The organism is Plantactinospora solaniradicis, from assembly GCF_042658085.1.
In the GTDB taxonomy this organism is placed as follows: domain Bacteria; phylum Actinomycetota; class Actinomycetes; order Mycobacteriales; family Micromonosporaceae; genus Plantactinospora; species Plantactinospora solaniradicis.
Genome location: NZ_JBHSPR010000010.1, coordinates 497,621 through 513,524, shown reverse-complemented (window position 1 = coordinate 513,524; position 15,904 = coordinate 497,621). Strand labels below are relative to the sequence as shown.

The 15,904-nt window shown below is 72.8% G+C and carries 13 protein-coding genes and 1 pseudogene; 6 read left to right on the top strand and 8 right to left on the bottom strand.

The genetic code is table 11. From position 1 onward, the window contains the following. Nucleotides 1-74: 74 nt before the first annotated feature. The 5 genes from ACFP2T_RS14840 to cofC all read right to left on the bottom strand — a co-directional run bounded on the left by ACFP2T_RS14840 (nt 75) and on the right by cofC (nt 6,214). A complete protein-coding gene (locus tag ACFP2T_RS14840; RefSeq protein ID WP_377421754.1) occupies nt 75-1,022 on the bottom strand; it encodes an NUDIX hydrolase in 948 nt (315 codons plus the stop codon). Continuing rightward, nucleotides 1,010-2,539 (bottom strand): CYTH and CHAD domain-containing protein, encoded by a 1,530-nt coding sequence (locus ACFP2T_RS14835; RefSeq protein ID WP_377421752.1) that lies wholly within the window; start codon nt 2,537-2,539, stop codon nt 1,010-1,012. The genes ACFP2T_RS14840 and ACFP2T_RS14835 overlap by 13 nt, the downstream gene beginning before the upstream one ends. Before the next feature lie 56 nt (nt 2,540-2,595). Beyond that, on the bottom strand, nt 2,596-4,965 hold the full coding sequence (locus ACFP2T_RS14830; protein WP_377422835.1) for an RNA degradosome polyphosphate kinase: 2,370 nt from the start codon (nt 4,963-4,965) through the stop codon (nt 2,596-2,598). A gap of 241 nt (nt 4,966-5,206) precedes the next feature. Further along, nucleotides 5,207-5,404, bottom strand: a complete 198-nt coding sequence (locus ACFP2T_RS14825) for a cold-shock protein (RefSeq protein WP_377421751.1) — start codon at nt 5,402-5,404, stop codon at nt 5,207-5,209. A 45-nt stretch (nt 5,405-5,449) separates the two neighbouring features. Further along, nucleotides 5,450-6,214 (bottom strand): 2-phospho-L-lactate guanylyltransferase, encoded by a 765-nt coding sequence (gene cofC / locus ACFP2T_RS14820; protein WP_377421749.1) that lies wholly within the window; start codon nt 6,212-6,214, stop codon nt 5,450-5,452. A 153-nt stretch (nt 6,215-6,367) separates the two neighbouring features. On the opposite strand from cofC, the gene ACFP2T_RS14815 reads away from it, so the two are divergent. The 6 genes and pseudogenes from ACFP2T_RS14815 to ACFP2T_RS14790 all read left to right on the top strand — a co-directional run. Then, complete coding sequence (locus ACFP2T_RS14815; protein ID WP_377421747.1) at nt 6,368-7,129, top strand: lysophospholipid acyltransferase family protein; 762 nt, start codon at nt 6,368-6,370, stop codon at nt 7,127-7,129. Continuing rightward, nucleotides 7,126-8,121, top strand: coding sequence for an NAD(P)H-dependent glycerol-3-phosphate dehydrogenase (locus ACFP2T_RS14810; RefSeq protein ID WP_377421745.1), 996 nt, complete (start codon nt 7,126-7,128; stop codon nt 8,119-8,121). The genes ACFP2T_RS14815 and ACFP2T_RS14810 overlap by 4 nt, the downstream gene beginning before the upstream one ends. After that, complete coding sequence (locus ACFP2T_RS14805) at nt 8,118-9,269, top strand: cystathionine gamma-lyase (RefSeq protein ID WP_377421743.1); 1,152 nt, start codon at nt 8,118-8,120, stop codon at nt 9,267-9,269. The genes ACFP2T_RS14810 and ACFP2T_RS14805 overlap by 4 nt, the downstream gene beginning before the upstream one ends. Before the next feature lie 80 nt (nt 9,270-9,349). Beyond that, a complete protein-coding gene (locus ACFP2T_RS14800) occupies nt 9,350-9,937 on the top strand; it encodes a hypothetical protein (protein WP_377421741.1) in 588 nt (195 codons plus the stop codon). 182 nt (nt 9,938-10,119) lie between these two features. Next, nucleotides 10,120-11,163, top strand: coding sequence for an ROK family protein (locus tag ACFP2T_RS14795; protein WP_377421739.1), 1,044 nt, complete (start codon nt 10,120-10,122; stop codon nt 11,161-11,163). Between the two features lie 117 nt (nt 11,164-11,280). After that, a pseudogene (locus ACFP2T_RS14790) lies at nt 11,281-11,874 on the top strand (DUF998 domain-containing protein); the annotation flags it as partial. 64 nt (nt 11,875-11,938) lie between these two features. On the opposite strand, the gene ACFP2T_RS14785 reads toward ACFP2T_RS14790, so the two are convergent. The 3 genes from ACFP2T_RS14785 to ACFP2T_RS14775 form a co-directional block, all read right to left on the bottom strand. Next, complete coding sequence (locus ACFP2T_RS14785) at nt 11,939-14,170, bottom strand: MMPL family transporter (RefSeq protein ID WP_377421737.1); 2,232 nt, start codon at nt 14,168-14,170, stop codon at nt 11,939-11,941. A 184-nt stretch (nt 14,171-14,354) separates the two neighbouring features. Continuing rightward, entirely contained in the window at nt 14,355-15,110 is a 756-nt protein-coding gene (locus ACFP2T_RS14780) for a tRNA(His) guanylyltransferase Thg1 family protein (protein ID WP_377421736.1), read from the bottom strand. Between the two features lie 7 nt (nt 15,111-15,117). Next, entirely contained in the window at nt 15,118-15,717 is a 600-nt protein-coding gene (locus ACFP2T_RS14775; RefSeq protein ID WP_377421734.1) for an HD domain-containing protein, read from the bottom strand. Nucleotides 15,718-15,904 lie beyond the last annotated feature (187 nt).

Genomic DNA, 15,904 nt, shown 5'->3' with positions numbered 1-15,904 from the left:
GGCCCGGAACCCCCTTGCCCTTGTGCGCGGTTACCTTCCGGGCAGCTGTCCCCGCAGGGACGTTGCTACGCAGGTCAGGAGTCCGGGGTGGCGAACCGGTCCGTGCCGTCCAGCCGGTCCGCGCCGTCCAGCCGGCTGGCGGCGACCAACCGGTCGGCGGCGAACGCGAGTAGCCAGCCGGTGCCCTTCCCGGTCCGGAAGTCCCGCGGCGGCTCGGCCGGATCCACCGGGTCGGCCAGCCGGGCCAACGCCTTCGGAATCACCTTGCCCTGACTGCACACCACCGTCGGGCCGCCGTTTCGGGCGAGGTCGAGCAGCGCACCGGCGGCGGCGAGCGCGTTCTCCGCCGCGTCCTGGCCCGGTGCCGGTTCGTCGAAGGCGGAATCGACCTCGACCGGCCGGTCGAGCAACTCGGCCAGGGGCTGGAGCGTCTGTACGCACCGCCGGGGCGCCGCCGAGAGCAGGCGTACCGGACGGATGAGCGCGAGGAGTTCCGCCATGGCGCGGGCCTGTGCCCGGCCGGCGCTGTCCAGCGGGCGAGCGGTGTCCGGCCCGGACCAGGTGCCCCGTTTCCCGGCCGGCGCGTGCCGGACAAGCCCCACCATCGCGGTCACCGGTGGCAGGGCGGCGAAGTCACCGAGCACCCGTACGTCGTGCGGATAGCTGAGCAGCCGGGTGGCTTCACCCAGCGGCAGCCAGCGCACGTCGTCGACCTCGGTCTGCGGCTGGAAGCCCCCGGTGTCGGCCACCCGCATCGACCAGAACTCGACCACCTTCGGCGCACCGTCCCGCATCAGGTAGTGCACCGGCGGCAGCCGTACCTGCGGTACCCCGCGTACGTCGGCCTCCTCGGCGACCTCGCGTACGGCGGCGGTCAGCGGATGTTCCCCCGGATCCAGCTTGCCCTTGGGCAGCGACCAGTCGTCGTACCGGGGCCGGTGTACGACACACACCTCCACGGCGTCGCCGGAGGGCCGCCAGACCACGCCGCCCGCTGCCCGTACCGGGATCATCGCAGCCATGCCGTCCGGCGTTTGCGTGCCGCCCGGCCCCAGGCGTCGGGGAAGGCGGCCCGAACGGCGTGCACGCTGGCCCGCTCCCGTTCGTAGAGCCGCCCGGCGGTGACCGCCGTGGCGTGGTCGTCCCGCTCCAGTTCCGCGATCGACAGCCAGGTCTGCGCGGCGACCGCCGCGTCCTGGTGCTCACCGAGCAGGTCCTGCACCTTCGCCAGCGCGCGGGCGAGCTTCGCCGCCTCGCCGCCGAGTACTCCGGCGACGGCGTCGACGGCGTACCGGGCCCGCTTGCCGTTGATCCGTACCGCGTGCCAGCGCTCGTCCGGCGCCCCCGGGTCGAGATCGGCGGCGCCGTCGACCTCGTCGTCGCCGTCGGTCAGCCGGTGCCACGGCCGGGCCACCAGCCGGGGCAGGACCTCGGTCGCCGGTCGCCCGGCCCGGCCGGTCAACTGCGGCGTCCGGGCGGCGTCCACCAGTGCCTCGACCAGGGCGAGGTAGCGCGCCGAGCCGAGTGCCTCGTCGACGGCGGCCAGCGCCGCCTCGTGCCGGGTGGTCAGCACCTGGTCGATCCGGGCCACCGCCGCCGGGTCGAGCGGGCTGAGCGGATCGGCCGCCGCCGTACGCGACAGTCGGGCCCGCAGCACCTCGGCGTCCCGGGCCTGCCCGAGTACCCCGGCGAGCCACTTCAACTCGTCCCGCAGCGGCTTGGCCCAGGGCTTGCGGACCAGTGGCCCGAACGTCCGCAGGTCGCTGCGGAGCCGCCGACAGCCGACCCGCATCTGGTGTACGGCGGTGTCGTCGTCACCGACCGGTGCCCGCAGCCGGACCAGTGGATCGTGCCCGAGCAACCGCCCCGTGCTGCGACGGATCGCGGCGACCACCACGTCTCCGGCGCTCGGCTCGGCGGGAAGTTCGCCCGGGGCGACCAGCTCGGGCTCGCCCTCGGCCGCCGCGCCGAGGGCCCGGACGTGCTTCGGGGTGAAGCCACCGGCCCGGGCACCGGCGCCGGTCAGTACCGACTCCACCCGGTCGAGCAGCTCCCGTTCGCCGCGCTTGCGCTCCACCTCGATCTCGCGGAACGTGGCCCGGACCCGCTTGCCGTCCAGCACCGACACCGCGTCGTCGGCGAGTTCCACCAGCACCCGGTCGGCGTCGTCGCGCACCTCGTACGCCCGGCGGACCGTCTGGACCACTGCCGCCGGGGTCAGGTCCACTCCTCGGGAGTATGCGGTGACCAGCGCGACGAGGTCGGCCGGCGGGGCCTTCGGCCGGCCCTCGCGGGAGATCTCGTGCCGTACGCCGGGACTGTCCGCGGGCAGCTTGACCGTCCAGGGCAGGGCGTCGCCCCGGCGGTGGCGCAGCGAGACACCGGCCCGAGCCAGGCGCAGGTCGGCGGTGTCGAGGTAGGTCGCGGTGAGCGTTACCGGGGGCAGCTCCACCAGTCGCCCACCGGCCGGCACGGCGTCGGACAAATCGGGCAGGACGAACTCCTGGTCCACCTCGTACTTGCGTTCCTCCTCCAGCATCGGGCAAGCCTAGTCCGCCGATCCGGGGCAGCCACCGCCTCGACGGGGCACCCGGATCACTTGGCGTGTCCGGAGAAGCGGCGCAGCAGCGCCTCCTGCAGGTGGATCAGCGGCCGGTCCGGGCTGCCCGTACGGCGGGTCCAACTGCCGTCCCCGGCCAGCTCGAACGCGTCGATCCCGTCGCCCAGCGAGAGCGTCAGCAGCTCGTCGAGCTCGGCTCGGGCGACCGGATCGGCCACCTGCACCAGCGCCTCCACCCGGCGGTCGAGGTTGCGGTGCATCAGGTCGGCCGAACCGATCCAGAACTCGACGCCGTCCTCCGGGCCGCCGCTGCCGAACCGGAACACCCGGGAGTGTTCGAGGAACCGGCCCAGGATCGAGCGCACCCGGATGTTCTCCGACAGCCCCGGTACGCCGGGCCGGAGCGTGCACATTCCCCGGATCAGCAGGTCGACGTGCACCCCGGCCTGCGACGCCCGGTAGAGCGCGTCGACGATCGCCTCGTCCACCAGCGAGTTGACCTTGAACTGGACGAGGCCCGGTACGCCCCGGCCGACCTGCTCGACCTCCCGCTCGATCCGCTCGATCAGACCGCTCCGGATGCCCTGCGGCGCCACCAGCAGCCGCCGGTACGAGGTCTGCCGGCTGTAGCCGGTCAGCACGTTGAACAGGTCGGTGAGGTCGGCACCCACCTCCGGGTCGGCCGTGAGCATGCCGAAATCCTCGTAGAGCCGGGCGGTCTTCGGATGGTAGTTCCCGGTGCCGATGTGGCAGTAGCGGCGGATCTGGTTGCCCTCCTGCCGTACCACCAGGGCGGTCTTGCAGTGCGTCTTGAGCCCGACCAGGCCGTAGACCACGTGGCAGCCGGCCCGCTCCAGCACCCGGGCCCACCCGATGTTGGCCACCTCGTCGAACCGGGCCTTGATCTCCACCAGCACCACCACCTGCTTTCCGGCGGCCGCGGCGTCGATCAGCGCGTCCACGATCGGCGAGTCGCCGCTGGTGCGGTAGAGGGTCTGCTTGATGGCCAGCACGCTGGGGTCGGCGGCGGCCTGCTCGATGAACCGCTGCACGCTCGTCGAGAACGAGTGGTACGGATGGTGCACCAGGATGTCGCCGTCGCGCAGGGTGGCGAAGACGCTGCGCGGCACCTCGCCCTCGACCAGCCGGGGATGGGTGGCCGGCACGAACGGCGGATACTTCAGATCGGGCCGGTCGCACTCGTTGTAGACCTGCCACAGCGACGACAGGTCGAGCAGCCCCGGTACCCGCAGCACGTCCTGGCTGTCCATGTCGAGTTCCCGGACCAGCAGGTCGAGTACGTGGTCGGAGACCGACGCGGCCACCTCCAGGCGTACCGGTGGGCCGAACCGGCGCCGCGCCAGCTCCCGTTCCAGGGCCTGGAGCAGGTCCTCGTCCCGGTCCTCGTCGACCTCCACCTCGGCGTTGCGGGTGATCCGGAACAGATGGCACTCGACCACCTGCATGCCGGAGAAGAGCTGGTCGAGGTGGACCGCGATCAGGTCCTCCAGCGGCAGGAACCGGCTACCGGGGGCGTCCCGCTCGACCCGGACGAACCGCGGCACGTTGTTGGGCACCTTGACCCGGGCGAAGAGTTCCGAACCGGCGTCGGAGTCGCGGACCACGACCGCGAGGTTGAGCGACCGGCTGGAGATGTACGGGAACGGGTGCGCCGGGTCGACGGCGAGCGGGGTGAGCACCGGGAAGATCTGCTCCCGGAAGTACGTCCGCAGCCGCTGCCGCTCCGGGGTGGGCAGGTCGTCCCAGTGGACCAGGCCGATGTTCTCGGCGGCCAGCTTGGGCATCACCTCGTCGACGAAGCACCGGGAGTGCCGGGCGACCAGGTCGGCGGCGGTCTCCGACACCAGTTGGAGCTGGGTACGCAGCGGCATCTGGTCGCCGCCCCGGACCGGTAGCCCGGCCGAGAGCCGGCGTTGCATACCGGCGACCCGGACCATGTAGAACTCGTCCAGGTTGTTGGCGAAGATGGCCAGGAACTTGGCCCGTTCCAGCAGCGGGGTGTCCGGGTCCTCGGCCAGGGCCAGCACCCGGGCGTTGAAATCCAGCCAGGACAGCTCCCGGTTCAGGAACCGGTCCGGCGGCAGCGGCTCCGCCGGGATCGGCTCCTGGCCGGCGGGTCCCGGCGGCGGACCGGGGTCGGCCGGCGGCATCGCCGCTCCGGAGCGGGCGGGTATGCCGCTGTCCGGCGTGGCACTGCCCGGCCCGGTGGCGGGACTGCCCCGGCGCCCGCGCAGTGGGTTGTCCGGTCCGGTGGCCGGCGTCCGGTCCGTCCCACCGGCCGCCCCACGAGCCGAATCCGCCGCCTGGTCCGGTTCGGCCCCGGGGGAGTCGGGGGTCGGATCGTCCGGCTGGCCGGCCGGGGCCGCGTTCCGTCGGGTGGCCAGCTTGCCGGTGGCGTTGCCGTCCGCTGCGCGCGCCGGCCGGGACCTGGTCGCCCGGCCTGATTCGGCGGATCGGCCGAGGGCGGCGCGGCGCGGTTCGGCCGCCGCCGCCTCGGAGCCGGTGGCGTGCTCGGTGGAGCGGGATCGCGATTGACGCTCGGACTGGGGGCGACGGGACGGTGGGGTGCTCACCTCCCCATCATTCCCCGGGGGCGGTGAACGGAAAATGAACTTGCCTACCGGATCACTGGAAGGTCGGCAGCGTTATCCGAACCAGCGTTCCGGCGGCGTCGTGTTCGAGACGCACCCGTTGGCCCAGCCGGAGAAGCCGCAGGCCGGAGGCGTCGAATGCGGCGGCCGGAAAGGTGACCGTGCTGCCGTCGTCGAGCAGGAGCGTGCCGGTCCGGGTCTCCGGATCGTAGGTGGCCACCGTGCCCTGCATGCCCAGCACCGTACACCGGGTACCGGAGCCGGTGCCCCGCACCGGTCAGCGATCGGCTCCGGCGGGCGCGGACCGTCGGGTCAGCTCCGCGGTGTGCCGGCCGAGCCCGAGGGTCGTCGCGGCGAGCAGGTCCGCCGGGGTGTCGACGTCCCGGCGCAGCGTCGGCCAGGCAGGGGTGAGCGGTACGGCGCCGGACGCCGCGTGCGCCGCCGCCGAGCGCGGGCCGAACCGGGGATCCAGCGGAACCCCGGGCGGGGCGGTGAGCAGGACCGTCCCGGTACCCGGGGCGTCGGCGACGAACCGGCGTACGCCGGACGGGCCGATCTCGGCGGCCCGCAACGCCTCGGCCAGCTCGGCCGGACGCAGGGCCGGCAGGTCTGCGGTGAGCGCGGCGACCCACCCGTCGGCGACCAGTGTGGCGCCCCGGCCGAACGCGGGGTTCAGTCCGCTCTCCGGCGGTTCCCCGATGATCCGGGCACCGAGCCGCCCCAGCACCCGGGTGGCCTCGGGATCGTCGGTCACCACCAGCAGTTCGCGCACCGGGGCGCAGGCCAGTGCGGCGCCGACGGTGTCCTTGGCCAGCGCCAGGGCGAGCAGTTCGTGCGGTACCCCGCCGAGCGCACCCCGCAGCCGGCTCTTCGCCGATTCGAGGCGCTTGACCGGCACGACCACCGTCCAGTTCCGCTCACCCACGAGGCAATCCTGCCAGCCGGCCGGCGTCGGCCGGTGCGCGGCGTCGGTGGGACCGGGGCCACCCTGGCTGGCCGTACCCCGGGCGAGCAGGCATGATTTCGCTGCGGGCGGCGGCATCCCCCACGGGTCGGCGGCGTCCCGCCGGCGGTGGCAGGTCGCCGAGGGCCGTGGGCACGGGCGCGGGTGGGAACGACTCTCCACCGGTGGCGTCCGGCGCCCGCGCAGCGTCTCGGGCGGGCCGGGCCAGGGTGGGGACGACAAGGAGGCACAGTGGCACGGCGCAGGCTGGGGTTCTGGCGACGGTTTGCCGTGAGCGTGGTCAAGCCGGTGATGGCCGGGTGGACACGGCGTACCTGGAGCGGCATGGAGCACCTGCCCGCCTCCGGGGGCGTGATCATCGTGCCGAACCACCTCTCCCACGCCGATCCGCTGGTCTCGGCGCACTACATCTACGACGCCGGTCGCTGGCCCCGGTACCTCGGCAAGGCCAGCGTGTTCCGGGTGCCGCTGGTGGGGCGGATCCTGTTGAAGTGCCAGCAGATCCCGGTCGAGCGGGGCACGGTCGACGCGGCCCGGTCGCTGGAGACGCTGATCGGCGCGGTCCGGGACGGCGGCGCGGTGGTGATCTATCCGGAGGGGACCACCACCCGGGAGCCCGAGTTGTGGCCGATGCGCGGCAAGACCGGAGCGGCGCGGTTGGCCCTGGCCACCGGGGCTCCGGTGATCCCGGTGGCGATGTGGGGACCGGAGAAGATCTTCGACCCGCGTACGAAGAAGCTCAGTCTCCGCCCACAGATCCCGGTCACCGTGATGGCCGGCCCGCCGGTGGACCTGAGCCGGTGGGCCGGTGCCACTCCCAGCCGGGCGGTGCTGGACGAGATGACCGACGCGATCATGTTGCGACTGCGCGACATGTTGGCCGAGATCCGGGGTGGAACGCCGCCACCGCTCTGGTCGGCACAGTCCAACCGCCGCGCCGAGGGGTCGACCGGGCGGGCCAACCCGGCCCCGCCGGCCGGGGGCCCAGCATGACCCACGTCGTGGTGCTCGGTGCCGGTTCCTGGGGTACGGCGTTCGCGAAGGTGCTCGCCGACGCCGGGCGGGACGTGGTCATCTGGGCCCGCCGCCCCGCGGTGGCGGAGGCGATCCGGTCCACCCGGACCAATCCCGACTACCTGCCCGAGCTGCGGCTGCCGGCGGGGGTGCGGGCCACCGCCGACGCCGCCGAGGCGATCTCCGGCTCCGATCTCGTCGTGCTGGCCGTGCCGGCGCAGACCCTGCGGGGGAACCTGGCGGAGTGGGCCCGGCACCTCGAACCCGACTCGACACTGGTCTCCCTGATGAAGGGCATCGAGTTGGGCACCACGAAACGGATGAGCGAGGTGATCGTGGAGACCGCCGGGGTGGCCGCCGACCGGGTCGTGGTCGTCTCCGGTCCCAACCTGGCGGCCGAGATCGCCGCCGAGCAGCCCGCGGCGACCGTGGTCGCCTGCACCGACACGGACCGGGCGACCGAGGTGCAGAACTCCGTGAACACGCCGTACTTCCGGCCGTACACCAACGACGACGTGATCGGCACCGAACTGGGCGGCGCGGTGAAGAACGTGATCGCGTTGGCGTACGGGATCACCACCGCGATGGGACTGGGCGACAACACCCGGGCGACCCTGATCACCCGGGGGCTGGCCGAGACGGCCCGGCTCGGGGTGGCCCTGGGTGCCGACCCGCTCACCTTCGCCGGCCTGGCGGGCCTCGGTGACCTGGTCGCCACCTGCTCGTCGCCGCTGTCCCGCAACCGCACCTTCGGCGAGCACCTGGGCCGGGGGGAGACCCTGGAGCAGGCGCAGGCGGCGACCCGGCAGACCGCCGAAGGGGTGAAGAGCTGCCTGGCGATCCGGGACCTGTCCCGCGCGCACGGGGTGGAGATGCCGATCACCGAGCAGGTCGAGCGGGTCTGCCACGAGGGTGCCGACCCGCAGCACGCGATGGCGGTGCTGATGAGCCGCAAGCCGAGGCCGGAGTGACCGGGCCGGGGGCGGCCGGGCTGCCGGAACGCACCGGGTACGGCGACGGCACCCGGTGCGTACACGCCGGTCTGCCGGAGCCGGTGCCGGGCGAGCCGTTCCTGCCGGGTCCGGTCTTCGCCGCGCCCTACCATCTGGATCCGGTGGCCGGGCCCGAGGCGACCCCGAACGGGTACGGGCGGCCGGACAATCCGACCCGGCGTGGGCTGGAGGCGGCGATCGGCGAGCTGGAGGGTGGAGACTGTCTCGCCTTCGCCAGCGGACAGGCCGCGATCACCGCCGTGCTGCTCTCGGTGCTCCGCCCCGGCGACACCGTGCTGCTTCCCACCGACGGCTACTTCCCGGTCCGGGCGTTCGCCACCGAGACCCTGGCGGGCATCGGGGTACGGGTCGACTTCGTACCGACCGCCGGGCCGTATCCGGCGTTCGACGGCGTACGGCTGGTGCTGGTCGAGACGCCGGCCAATCCGGGCCTGGACGTCTGTGACGTGGCCGAACTGGCGGAGCGGGCGCATGCCGCCGGCGCGCTGCTCGCGGTCGACAACACCACCGCGACGCCGCTCGGGCAGCAACCGCTCGAGCTGGGAGCCGACCTGGTGGTCGCGTCCGGCACGAAGGCGTTGACCGGGCACTCCGACCTCCTCCTCGGCTACGTGGCCAGCCGGGACGCCGAGCTGCTGGAGAGGGTCCGGGCCTGGCGGACCACCACCGGATCGATCCCCGGCGCTTTCGACGCGTGGCTGGCGCACCGCTCGCTGGCCACCCTGGACCTGCGGTTGGCCCGGCAGAGCGCCAACGCGGCGGCCGTGGCGGCGGCACTGCGGGACCGCAGCGACGTCTCCGGCGTACGGTGGCCGGGGCTTCCCGACGATCCGGCGTACCCGGTGGCCAGCCGGCAGCTCCGGCGGGTGCCCGGGATCGTGTCGTTCGACCTCGGCGACGCCGGTCGGGTGGCCCGGTTCCTGACCGCCAGCCGGCTGGTCTTCGCGGCGACCTCCTTCGGTGGCCTGCACACCAGCGCCGACCGGCGGGCCCAGTGGGGTGACGACGTCTCGGCCGGCTTCGTCCGGTTCTCCTGCGGGGTCGAGGACACCGCCGACCTGCTGGCCGACCTCCACGCGGCGCTCGACGCGGCCGGCGGCGCGTAGCGACGCGACACGGGGCGCCCGGCCGGCGGCGCCGCAGTGGTGGTGACCGGCGGGAACCAGAGTGCCGCACGGAGACTCGGGTGGACATGACCACACCGCGCCGGGCCATGCCGATCCTCGTCGCGATCGGCCTGCTGGCCGCCGGATGCTCCGGGCCGGGTCCGGCCGGACCGACACCGACGGCGTCGCGCGGCGCCGGGCCGGCGACCTCGACGGCCGCCCCCGGGGGTACGGCGACCGGTTCCGTCCCGGCCGGGGCAGCCGTGGTCTCCTGCGGGCACATCATCGACCGGCTCGACGCACCGCCGGCCGACCGGACCGTGCTGGCGGACGCGGTCGCCATGTGGACGGAGATCCTGCGACCCCGAACGACCGGCGACACGGATCCGGCCCGGCTCTTCGCCAAGACGGGCCTGGTGGTGCGGGCCGACTCGGTCGTCGACCTGTCGGTTCCGGCGGCCTCGACCGGTCGGCCCTGGATCGGCTGGGGCAGTCCGGCCCGACCGGCGCGTCAACTGCGGCTCCCCGGCTGCCCCGGTGAGTCCGGCTGGGTGGTCTTCGCCGGTGGCTTCTGGCTCGACGAGCCGGCCTGCGTCCCGCTGACGGTACGGTCCGGTGGGCGCGTGGAGCGGGCCCGGGTACGGATCGGCGTCGACTGTCCGGGGTGACCGGCCGAGCGTACGGTCGACCCGTTGTCGGCGAATGTCCCGTTCGCGGCGCCGGCCCGGCGATCTCCGGGGGGCCGGTCGCGATGCCACGGTGCGCGCCCGGAGGGCTGCGGGATAACCGTGGGTACGGCAGGGTAAGGGAATTCGGCTCGGCACCGCCCGTCGTCCCGAGGAGGCAGACCATGGCGAGCTCGGACATCCCGGTCGTCGTCGGACTGGACAACGGCGGTAACAGCAACAACGCGACCGTGCTCGACGCCGCCGGACGTTTCCTGGTCGACGAGCTGCTCGAAACCCCGTGCCAGGTGCTGGACGGGCCGGAGGCGGCGATCGAGGCGTTGGCGACGGCGATGGAACAGGTGCTCTCCCACACCGGCACCCCGCGCGAACTGGTCCGGGCCGTCGGGTTGGACACCCCGGGGCCGTCGAGCGCCACCGGCGTCATCTCCTCGAAGGGCTCGACGAACTTCTCCCAGCCGGCCTGGCGTGGCTACGACATCCGGACCGCCCTCGAACGACGGCTCGACCTGCCGGTGATCTACAACAACGACGGCAACGCCGCCGCGCTCTACGCCCACCACGCCCACTTCGGCGACGACGCGATGAACCGGTCGTCGGTCTCCGCCATCGTCGGCACCGGACTCGGCGGCGGCGTGATCGAGCGTGGGCAGGTGGTGACCGGGGCCGCCGGGATGGCCGGCGAGCTGGGCCACGTGCACATCCCGATGTACGGCCTGCTCGCCGAGGGACAGCCGGTGCCGCTCTGCAACTGCGGGTTCGTCGCGGACGCGGAGAGCGTCGCCTCGCTCACCGGGATCCGGCGCAATCTGCTGCCGTACTGGTTGACCCGCTTCGTCGGGCATCCGCTGGGCGAGTTGGACCCGGTCCGCGCCGCCAAGCAGGTCCGGACGTACGGCGTGGACGGCGACCCGATGGCGATCAAGATCTTCGAGCAGCAGGCGATGGCGTTGGGCCGGCTGTTCACCATCGTGGCGAACTTCGCCGACCCGGACGCGTACTTCGTCGGCGGCGGGGTGGTGGAGGCCGCGCCGGAGTTCCGGACCTGGTTCCTGGACATGGTCCGCGAGCACACCTCGCTGCGGACCGAGCAGGCGGCGCAGGCGCGGTTCGCACTGGTCCCCGATCTCGACATGGCGGGCGCCAGGGGTGCCGCCATTGCCGCGCTGAAGTCACTCGACGGCCAGCTCACCCCGTCCGCCGGGTAGCCCCATCCGGCCTGGTAGGGCCAACCTCACCCTGAACCACTCAGGGTCGCGGAACCGGGGGAACGGTCCGGGATCACGCCGGATTCGTCGCCCCGGCGTCACGATCACGCTGGTCACATGATGTCCGGATCCCTTACCCAGCCGTGGACCGCCCGCCCGCTCGCCCTGGTGGCGGCCGTCGGCATGACGCTGACGGCGATCCTGGGTGTCGTCGCGCACCTCGCCCCCGACCCCGGGATGAGCCCACTGTCCCTGACCATCAGCGACTACGCGGTGTCGAACAACGGCTGGCCGATGAACGTCGCGATCCTCGTCCTCGGTATCACCTCGCTGGCCGTACCGCTGGCGTTGCGGGCCGTCCGGATCAGGGTCGGTGCCGTCGCGGAGGCACTGCTCCTGGTCTGGTGCCTGGGACTGATCGTCGCGGCGGTCGTGCCGACCGACCCGATCGGGGTGGTCGAGCTGAGTACCAGGGGATACGTGCACCGGTACGTCTCGGTGGCCGCCTTCGTCGCGCTGCCGGTCGCGACGCTGCTGGCGATCCGGCGCCTCGCCGCGGATGTACGCTGGCGCGGTGCCGTACGGCGCCTGCGGGCGCTGGCGGTGACGAGCATGCTGGCGCTGGTGGGGCTCTACTACGTCGCCTTCCCCGGCGGCCGGGTGATGATGGGCCTGGTCGAGCGGATCCTGGTGGTCGTCGAGCTGGCGCTGCTCGCCGTCCTGGTGGGACAGATACTCCGGCTCGGCACCGGGTCCCGACGACCGGGATCCGTGCTCACCGTCGGGGCCGCACCAGTGACAGCTCCATGGTCGGTACGTCGTCCGGCCGGGCGGCCGCACGCCGATGTGGCCGCAGCCACGCTGGTGCCCACCAGTTCGCCTCGCCGAGCAGCCGCATCAGCGCTGGCAGGACGACCCCGCGGATGATCGTGGCGTCGATCAGGATCGCGGCGGCCAGACCCACTCCGAGCTGCTTGTACTCGAGGATGGACAGCGTCGCGAAGACGGCGAACACGGCGACCATGATGATCGCGGCGCTGCTCACCACCCCGGCCGAGGAGACGATGCCGCGTTCGATGGCGTCCCGGGTCGGCATGCCACCCAGCACCAACTCACGGATCCGGCTCACCACGAAGACGTGGTAGTCCATGGACAGCCCGAAGAGGATGACGAACAGCATCAGCGGCAGCCACGAGACGATCCCGCCGTTGCCGTTGAAACCCAACAGTCTCTCGGCCCAGGAGTGCTGGAACACCAGTACCAGCAGCCCGTACGCGGCGCCCACCGAGAGGGCGTTGAGCAGGATCGACGTCAACGCCACCAGGACGGACCGGAAGCTGGCCACCATGACGAGGAAGGAGACGACGAGGACGAACCCGACCACCAACGGGAGGGCGTCCGACATCCGGTCGAGGAAGTCCTGGTCGGTAGCGGTACGACCGGCCACCGCGAATTCGGTCTCCGGTACCGTGCCGACGGTCTCCGGCAGCAGTTCGGCCCGGAGCCGCTGGAGCGCCTGTTTCGCCTGTTCACCGTCGACCGGACCGGCCACGTGGGCGGAGATCAGGCCCACCAGTCCGTCCGCGGATCTGCGTACGGTGGGCTGACGGTCGTGGGAGAACCCGGCGTCGTCCCGCAGCCGCGCGCCGAGTTCGGTGAGCGCCCGGTCGAGTTCGGCGACGTGTCCGGCGGTTGTCCGGACCGCGACCGTGTGGCTGGTGCCGAGATCGCTGCTGGGAAACGCCTCGGCCATCCGGTCGTAGGTACGCAGGATCGGGATCGACCGCGGTAGGTCCGCCGAGGTCGGGCGGCCCAGGCGCATCTCGAGGGTCGGCACGGCAAGGGCGATCAGTGCCAGTACCGACACCAGCAGCGTCGGTAGTGGCCACCGCAGTGCGGGGCGCAGGGCGACGGACCAGAACCGGCTCCCGCCGGCCCGCTCGATCCGCCGGCCGAGGAACGGTACCCGGGGCCGGTCCACCCACCGACCCAGCAGGACCAGTACGGCGGGCAGCACGGTCAGCGAACCCAGCACCGCGACCGCGACGACCAGAATCGATCCGATGGCCATCGAGCTGAACGTGGTGTCGCCGACCAGGAAGAGACCGGCCATCGCGGCCATCACCGCGATGCCGGAGACTCCCACCGCGTGGCCCGAGGTGGCGGCGGCGATCTCGACGGCGCTGCGGTGGTCCCGACCCCGGGCCCGTTCCTCACGCTCCCGCCGCAGGTAGAACAGCGAGTAGTCGACCCCGACCGCCATGCCGAGCAGCAGGATGATGCTGTTCACCAACTCGCCGGCCGGGACGACGTGCGAGGCGAACGCGGCCAGTCCGAACGCGGCGGCGACCGCCGACAGCGCCAGCAGCACGGGGACGCCCGCCGCGATCAGCGCACCGAAGCTGATGACCAGGATGGCCAGCGCCACCGGAACGCTGATCAGCTCCGCCTTCCGGAAGTCGGCGCCCAGCGTCGCCGTGAGGGCCCGACCGAGCGAGGCCGAACCAATCTGTTCCACCCGCAGGTCCGGATAGCCGTCCTGGACCGCCGAGGTGACCGCCAACAGCGCCGGTACCTGCGCCTCGGCGCGGTCGGCCGCACCCGTGGACTTCTCCGGCTCGTCGGCCAGCACGACCTCGACCAGCACCGCCTTGCGGTCCGGCGCCGACGCCGGCTGCCGCACCTCGGCGACCTGCGGCAGCGTACGCATCCGCGTGCTGACGTCGGCCGCGGCGGCGTCGGCGCGTTCCCGGTCGAGCGGGCCGGTGACTGCGGTGATCAGGACGTTCTCGGTGGTGGGTGGTTCGGGGAACTGGCCGGCCCGCTCGATCCGGTCCGCCCGGGCCAACTCGCCGTGCAGGCTGTTCCCGTCGGTGGACGGCACCGTGCCGACGGCGGCGCCGCCGGCGACGCAGACGACCACGAACAGCAGCCAGCCGAGGACGGCGAGCCGGGGACGTGTGGCGCTCCATCGGCCGATGCGTACGGTCAGGGGAAGACGTGTCACGGGTCGGAATCCTCATCGTGCGATGGCGGTTGCCGGGTCCGTCGGGACCCGGATTCCGACGCTACGAACCGGGGCCCGGGCTCACCATGGGGTGCGGCATCCGCCCGGCTGTGGCCGGCCCGCAGGTTGGCGGGTGCGGCAAACCACAACCGGCAGGGGATCGTCGGGGTCGAAAACCCCGTTCTCAGACCCGGTCGACGGCCACCCGCTCGACCAGTTCGCGGTATTCGGCCTTCATCGGCAGTTCCCGGTCGACCCTGACGCGTCGTCGGGTGCTGGTCACCTCGGTGCCACGCACCGGGTCGCGGCCGGCGTGCCGGTAGGTCTCCCACCAGAGTCCGACGCCCCGGCGTTGCCAGGCGGGTAGCTCGGTGAAGTTGATGCCGTACCGGAAGAGCAGTTCGTTCTTGTCCGACGTGCTCGTGCCGGTCAGTGCCCGGCTGGCCTCCTCGGCGGACCGGCCGTCCTGGCGCAGCGTCCAGTAACACCAGCCGTTGAGCGCGCAGCGGGTGGCGTCGGACTGCCGCCAGGAGAAGTAGTCGGCGACGTCGGTGACGTCCACGCCGAGCCAGATCCGGGCGTCGAAGTGGGCCGCTTCGCCGGCGGCCCGGGTGAACGCGGCGCTGCCGATGCCCGCCGAGATGGAGACGAGCTTCTCCACGCTGCGGCCGAAGAGCGTGAAGTCCGGCGGCAGCAGCAGGGAGATCTCGTCGCTCTCGGTGTACGCGTAGCGCCCGGCCAACTCGGTCAGCAGCGTCTGCGCGGTGCCGACCATCAGCTCGCCGAAGCGCGGGTCGAACGGCTTCTCGAAGTGTTCCTCTGTGAACCGGGAGAAGGAGCGTCCGTCCAGCCGGATCACCGTCCAGGCGCCGGGCAGTACCCGCAGCGAGTGGAAGTACTCCCGGGCCCGCTGGCGGGACTCGAACTCGTCGGTGTCCATCTGCCGCTCACCTTTCCGCGTTCGTCGGGTAGCGGGCCTGGAAGTCGAGTCGTGCGTCGGCTTCCCCGGCGATCCGGCCGAGAACGTCGTCGAGGCCCATGAACGCCGCCCAGGGCTGCTCGTCCCCGGCTCCGGCGAGCCGGCCGACAACCAGCGTTTCGAGGTCCTGTTCCCGCCGGCCCTTCCAGACCTTGTCGGCGAGGCTGACCAGCAGATCGTCGATCGTGACGTCGGGGTGGTCCCAGCGGGCGTGGGTAGCCGCGAACCGGGCCAGTTCGGCGGGTACGCCGTGGGTGAGCAGAAGCTGCCGACCGGCGGGTTCGTGCCGGGAGCCCGGTCCGGAGAGTTCCTCGGGATGCAGACACTTCCCGATGTCGTGGGTGGCCGCCCCGAACAGCACCGCCTCGTGGTCGACCACGAGGCGTGGGTACCGCTGCCGCAGCCAGTCGAGCAGTTGGGCGGCGACGTCGTGCACGGCCCTCAGATGCGCGGCGAGCCGGGGTGGGGCGTCCACCGTGACCAGCAGCTCGACGGCCCGCGGCGGCAGCGGCCGGAGTGCCGGGGTGGCCGGATCGGAGAGCGCACGGTGCAGCGCAGTGGCGATCACGGTGTCGAAGGTTAACCGAGCGGTGCGATCCGGGCGGCGCAGTTTTCCGCCGCTGAAGTGTTAGGAAGGGCCCCCGCTACAACGGAAAGCGATAAGAAGGGGCCCTTCCTTGCAACCCGCCACGCCCCCTGCCGCCGACCCGGACCGGCGGAACAGGGGGCGTGGGGCACCGGAGCTGGGCGGGCCG

Coding starts and splice junctions, on each gene's coding strand:
- ACFP2T_RS14810 (WP_377421745.1), top strand. CDS start 7,126: ATGACCCACGTCGTGGTGCTCGGTGCCGGTTCCTGGGGTACGGCGTTC.
- ACFP2T_RS14795 (WP_377421739.1), top strand. CDS start 10,120: ATGGCGAGCTCGGACATCCCGGTCGTCGTCGGACTGGACAACGGCGGT.
- ACFP2T_RS14780 (WP_377421736.1), bottom strand. CDS start 15,110: ATGGACACCGACGAGTTCGAGTCCCGCCAGCGGGCCCGGGAGTACTTC.
- ACFP2T_RS14835 (WP_377421752.1), bottom strand. CDS start 2,539: ATGCTGGAGGAGGAACGCAAGTACGAGGTGGACCAGGAGTTCGTCCTG.
- ACFP2T_RS14840 (WP_377421754.1), bottom strand. CDS start 1,022: ATGGCTGCGATGATCCCGGTACGGGCAGCGGGCGGCGTGGTCTGGCGG.
- ACFP2T_RS14825 (WP_377421751.1), bottom strand. CDS start 5,404: ATGCAGGGCACGGTGGCCACCTACGATCCGGAGACCCGGACCGGCACG.
- cofC (WP_377421749.1), bottom strand. CDS start 6,214: ATGCCGCCGCCCGCAGCGAAATCATGCCTGCTCGCCCGGGGTACGGCC.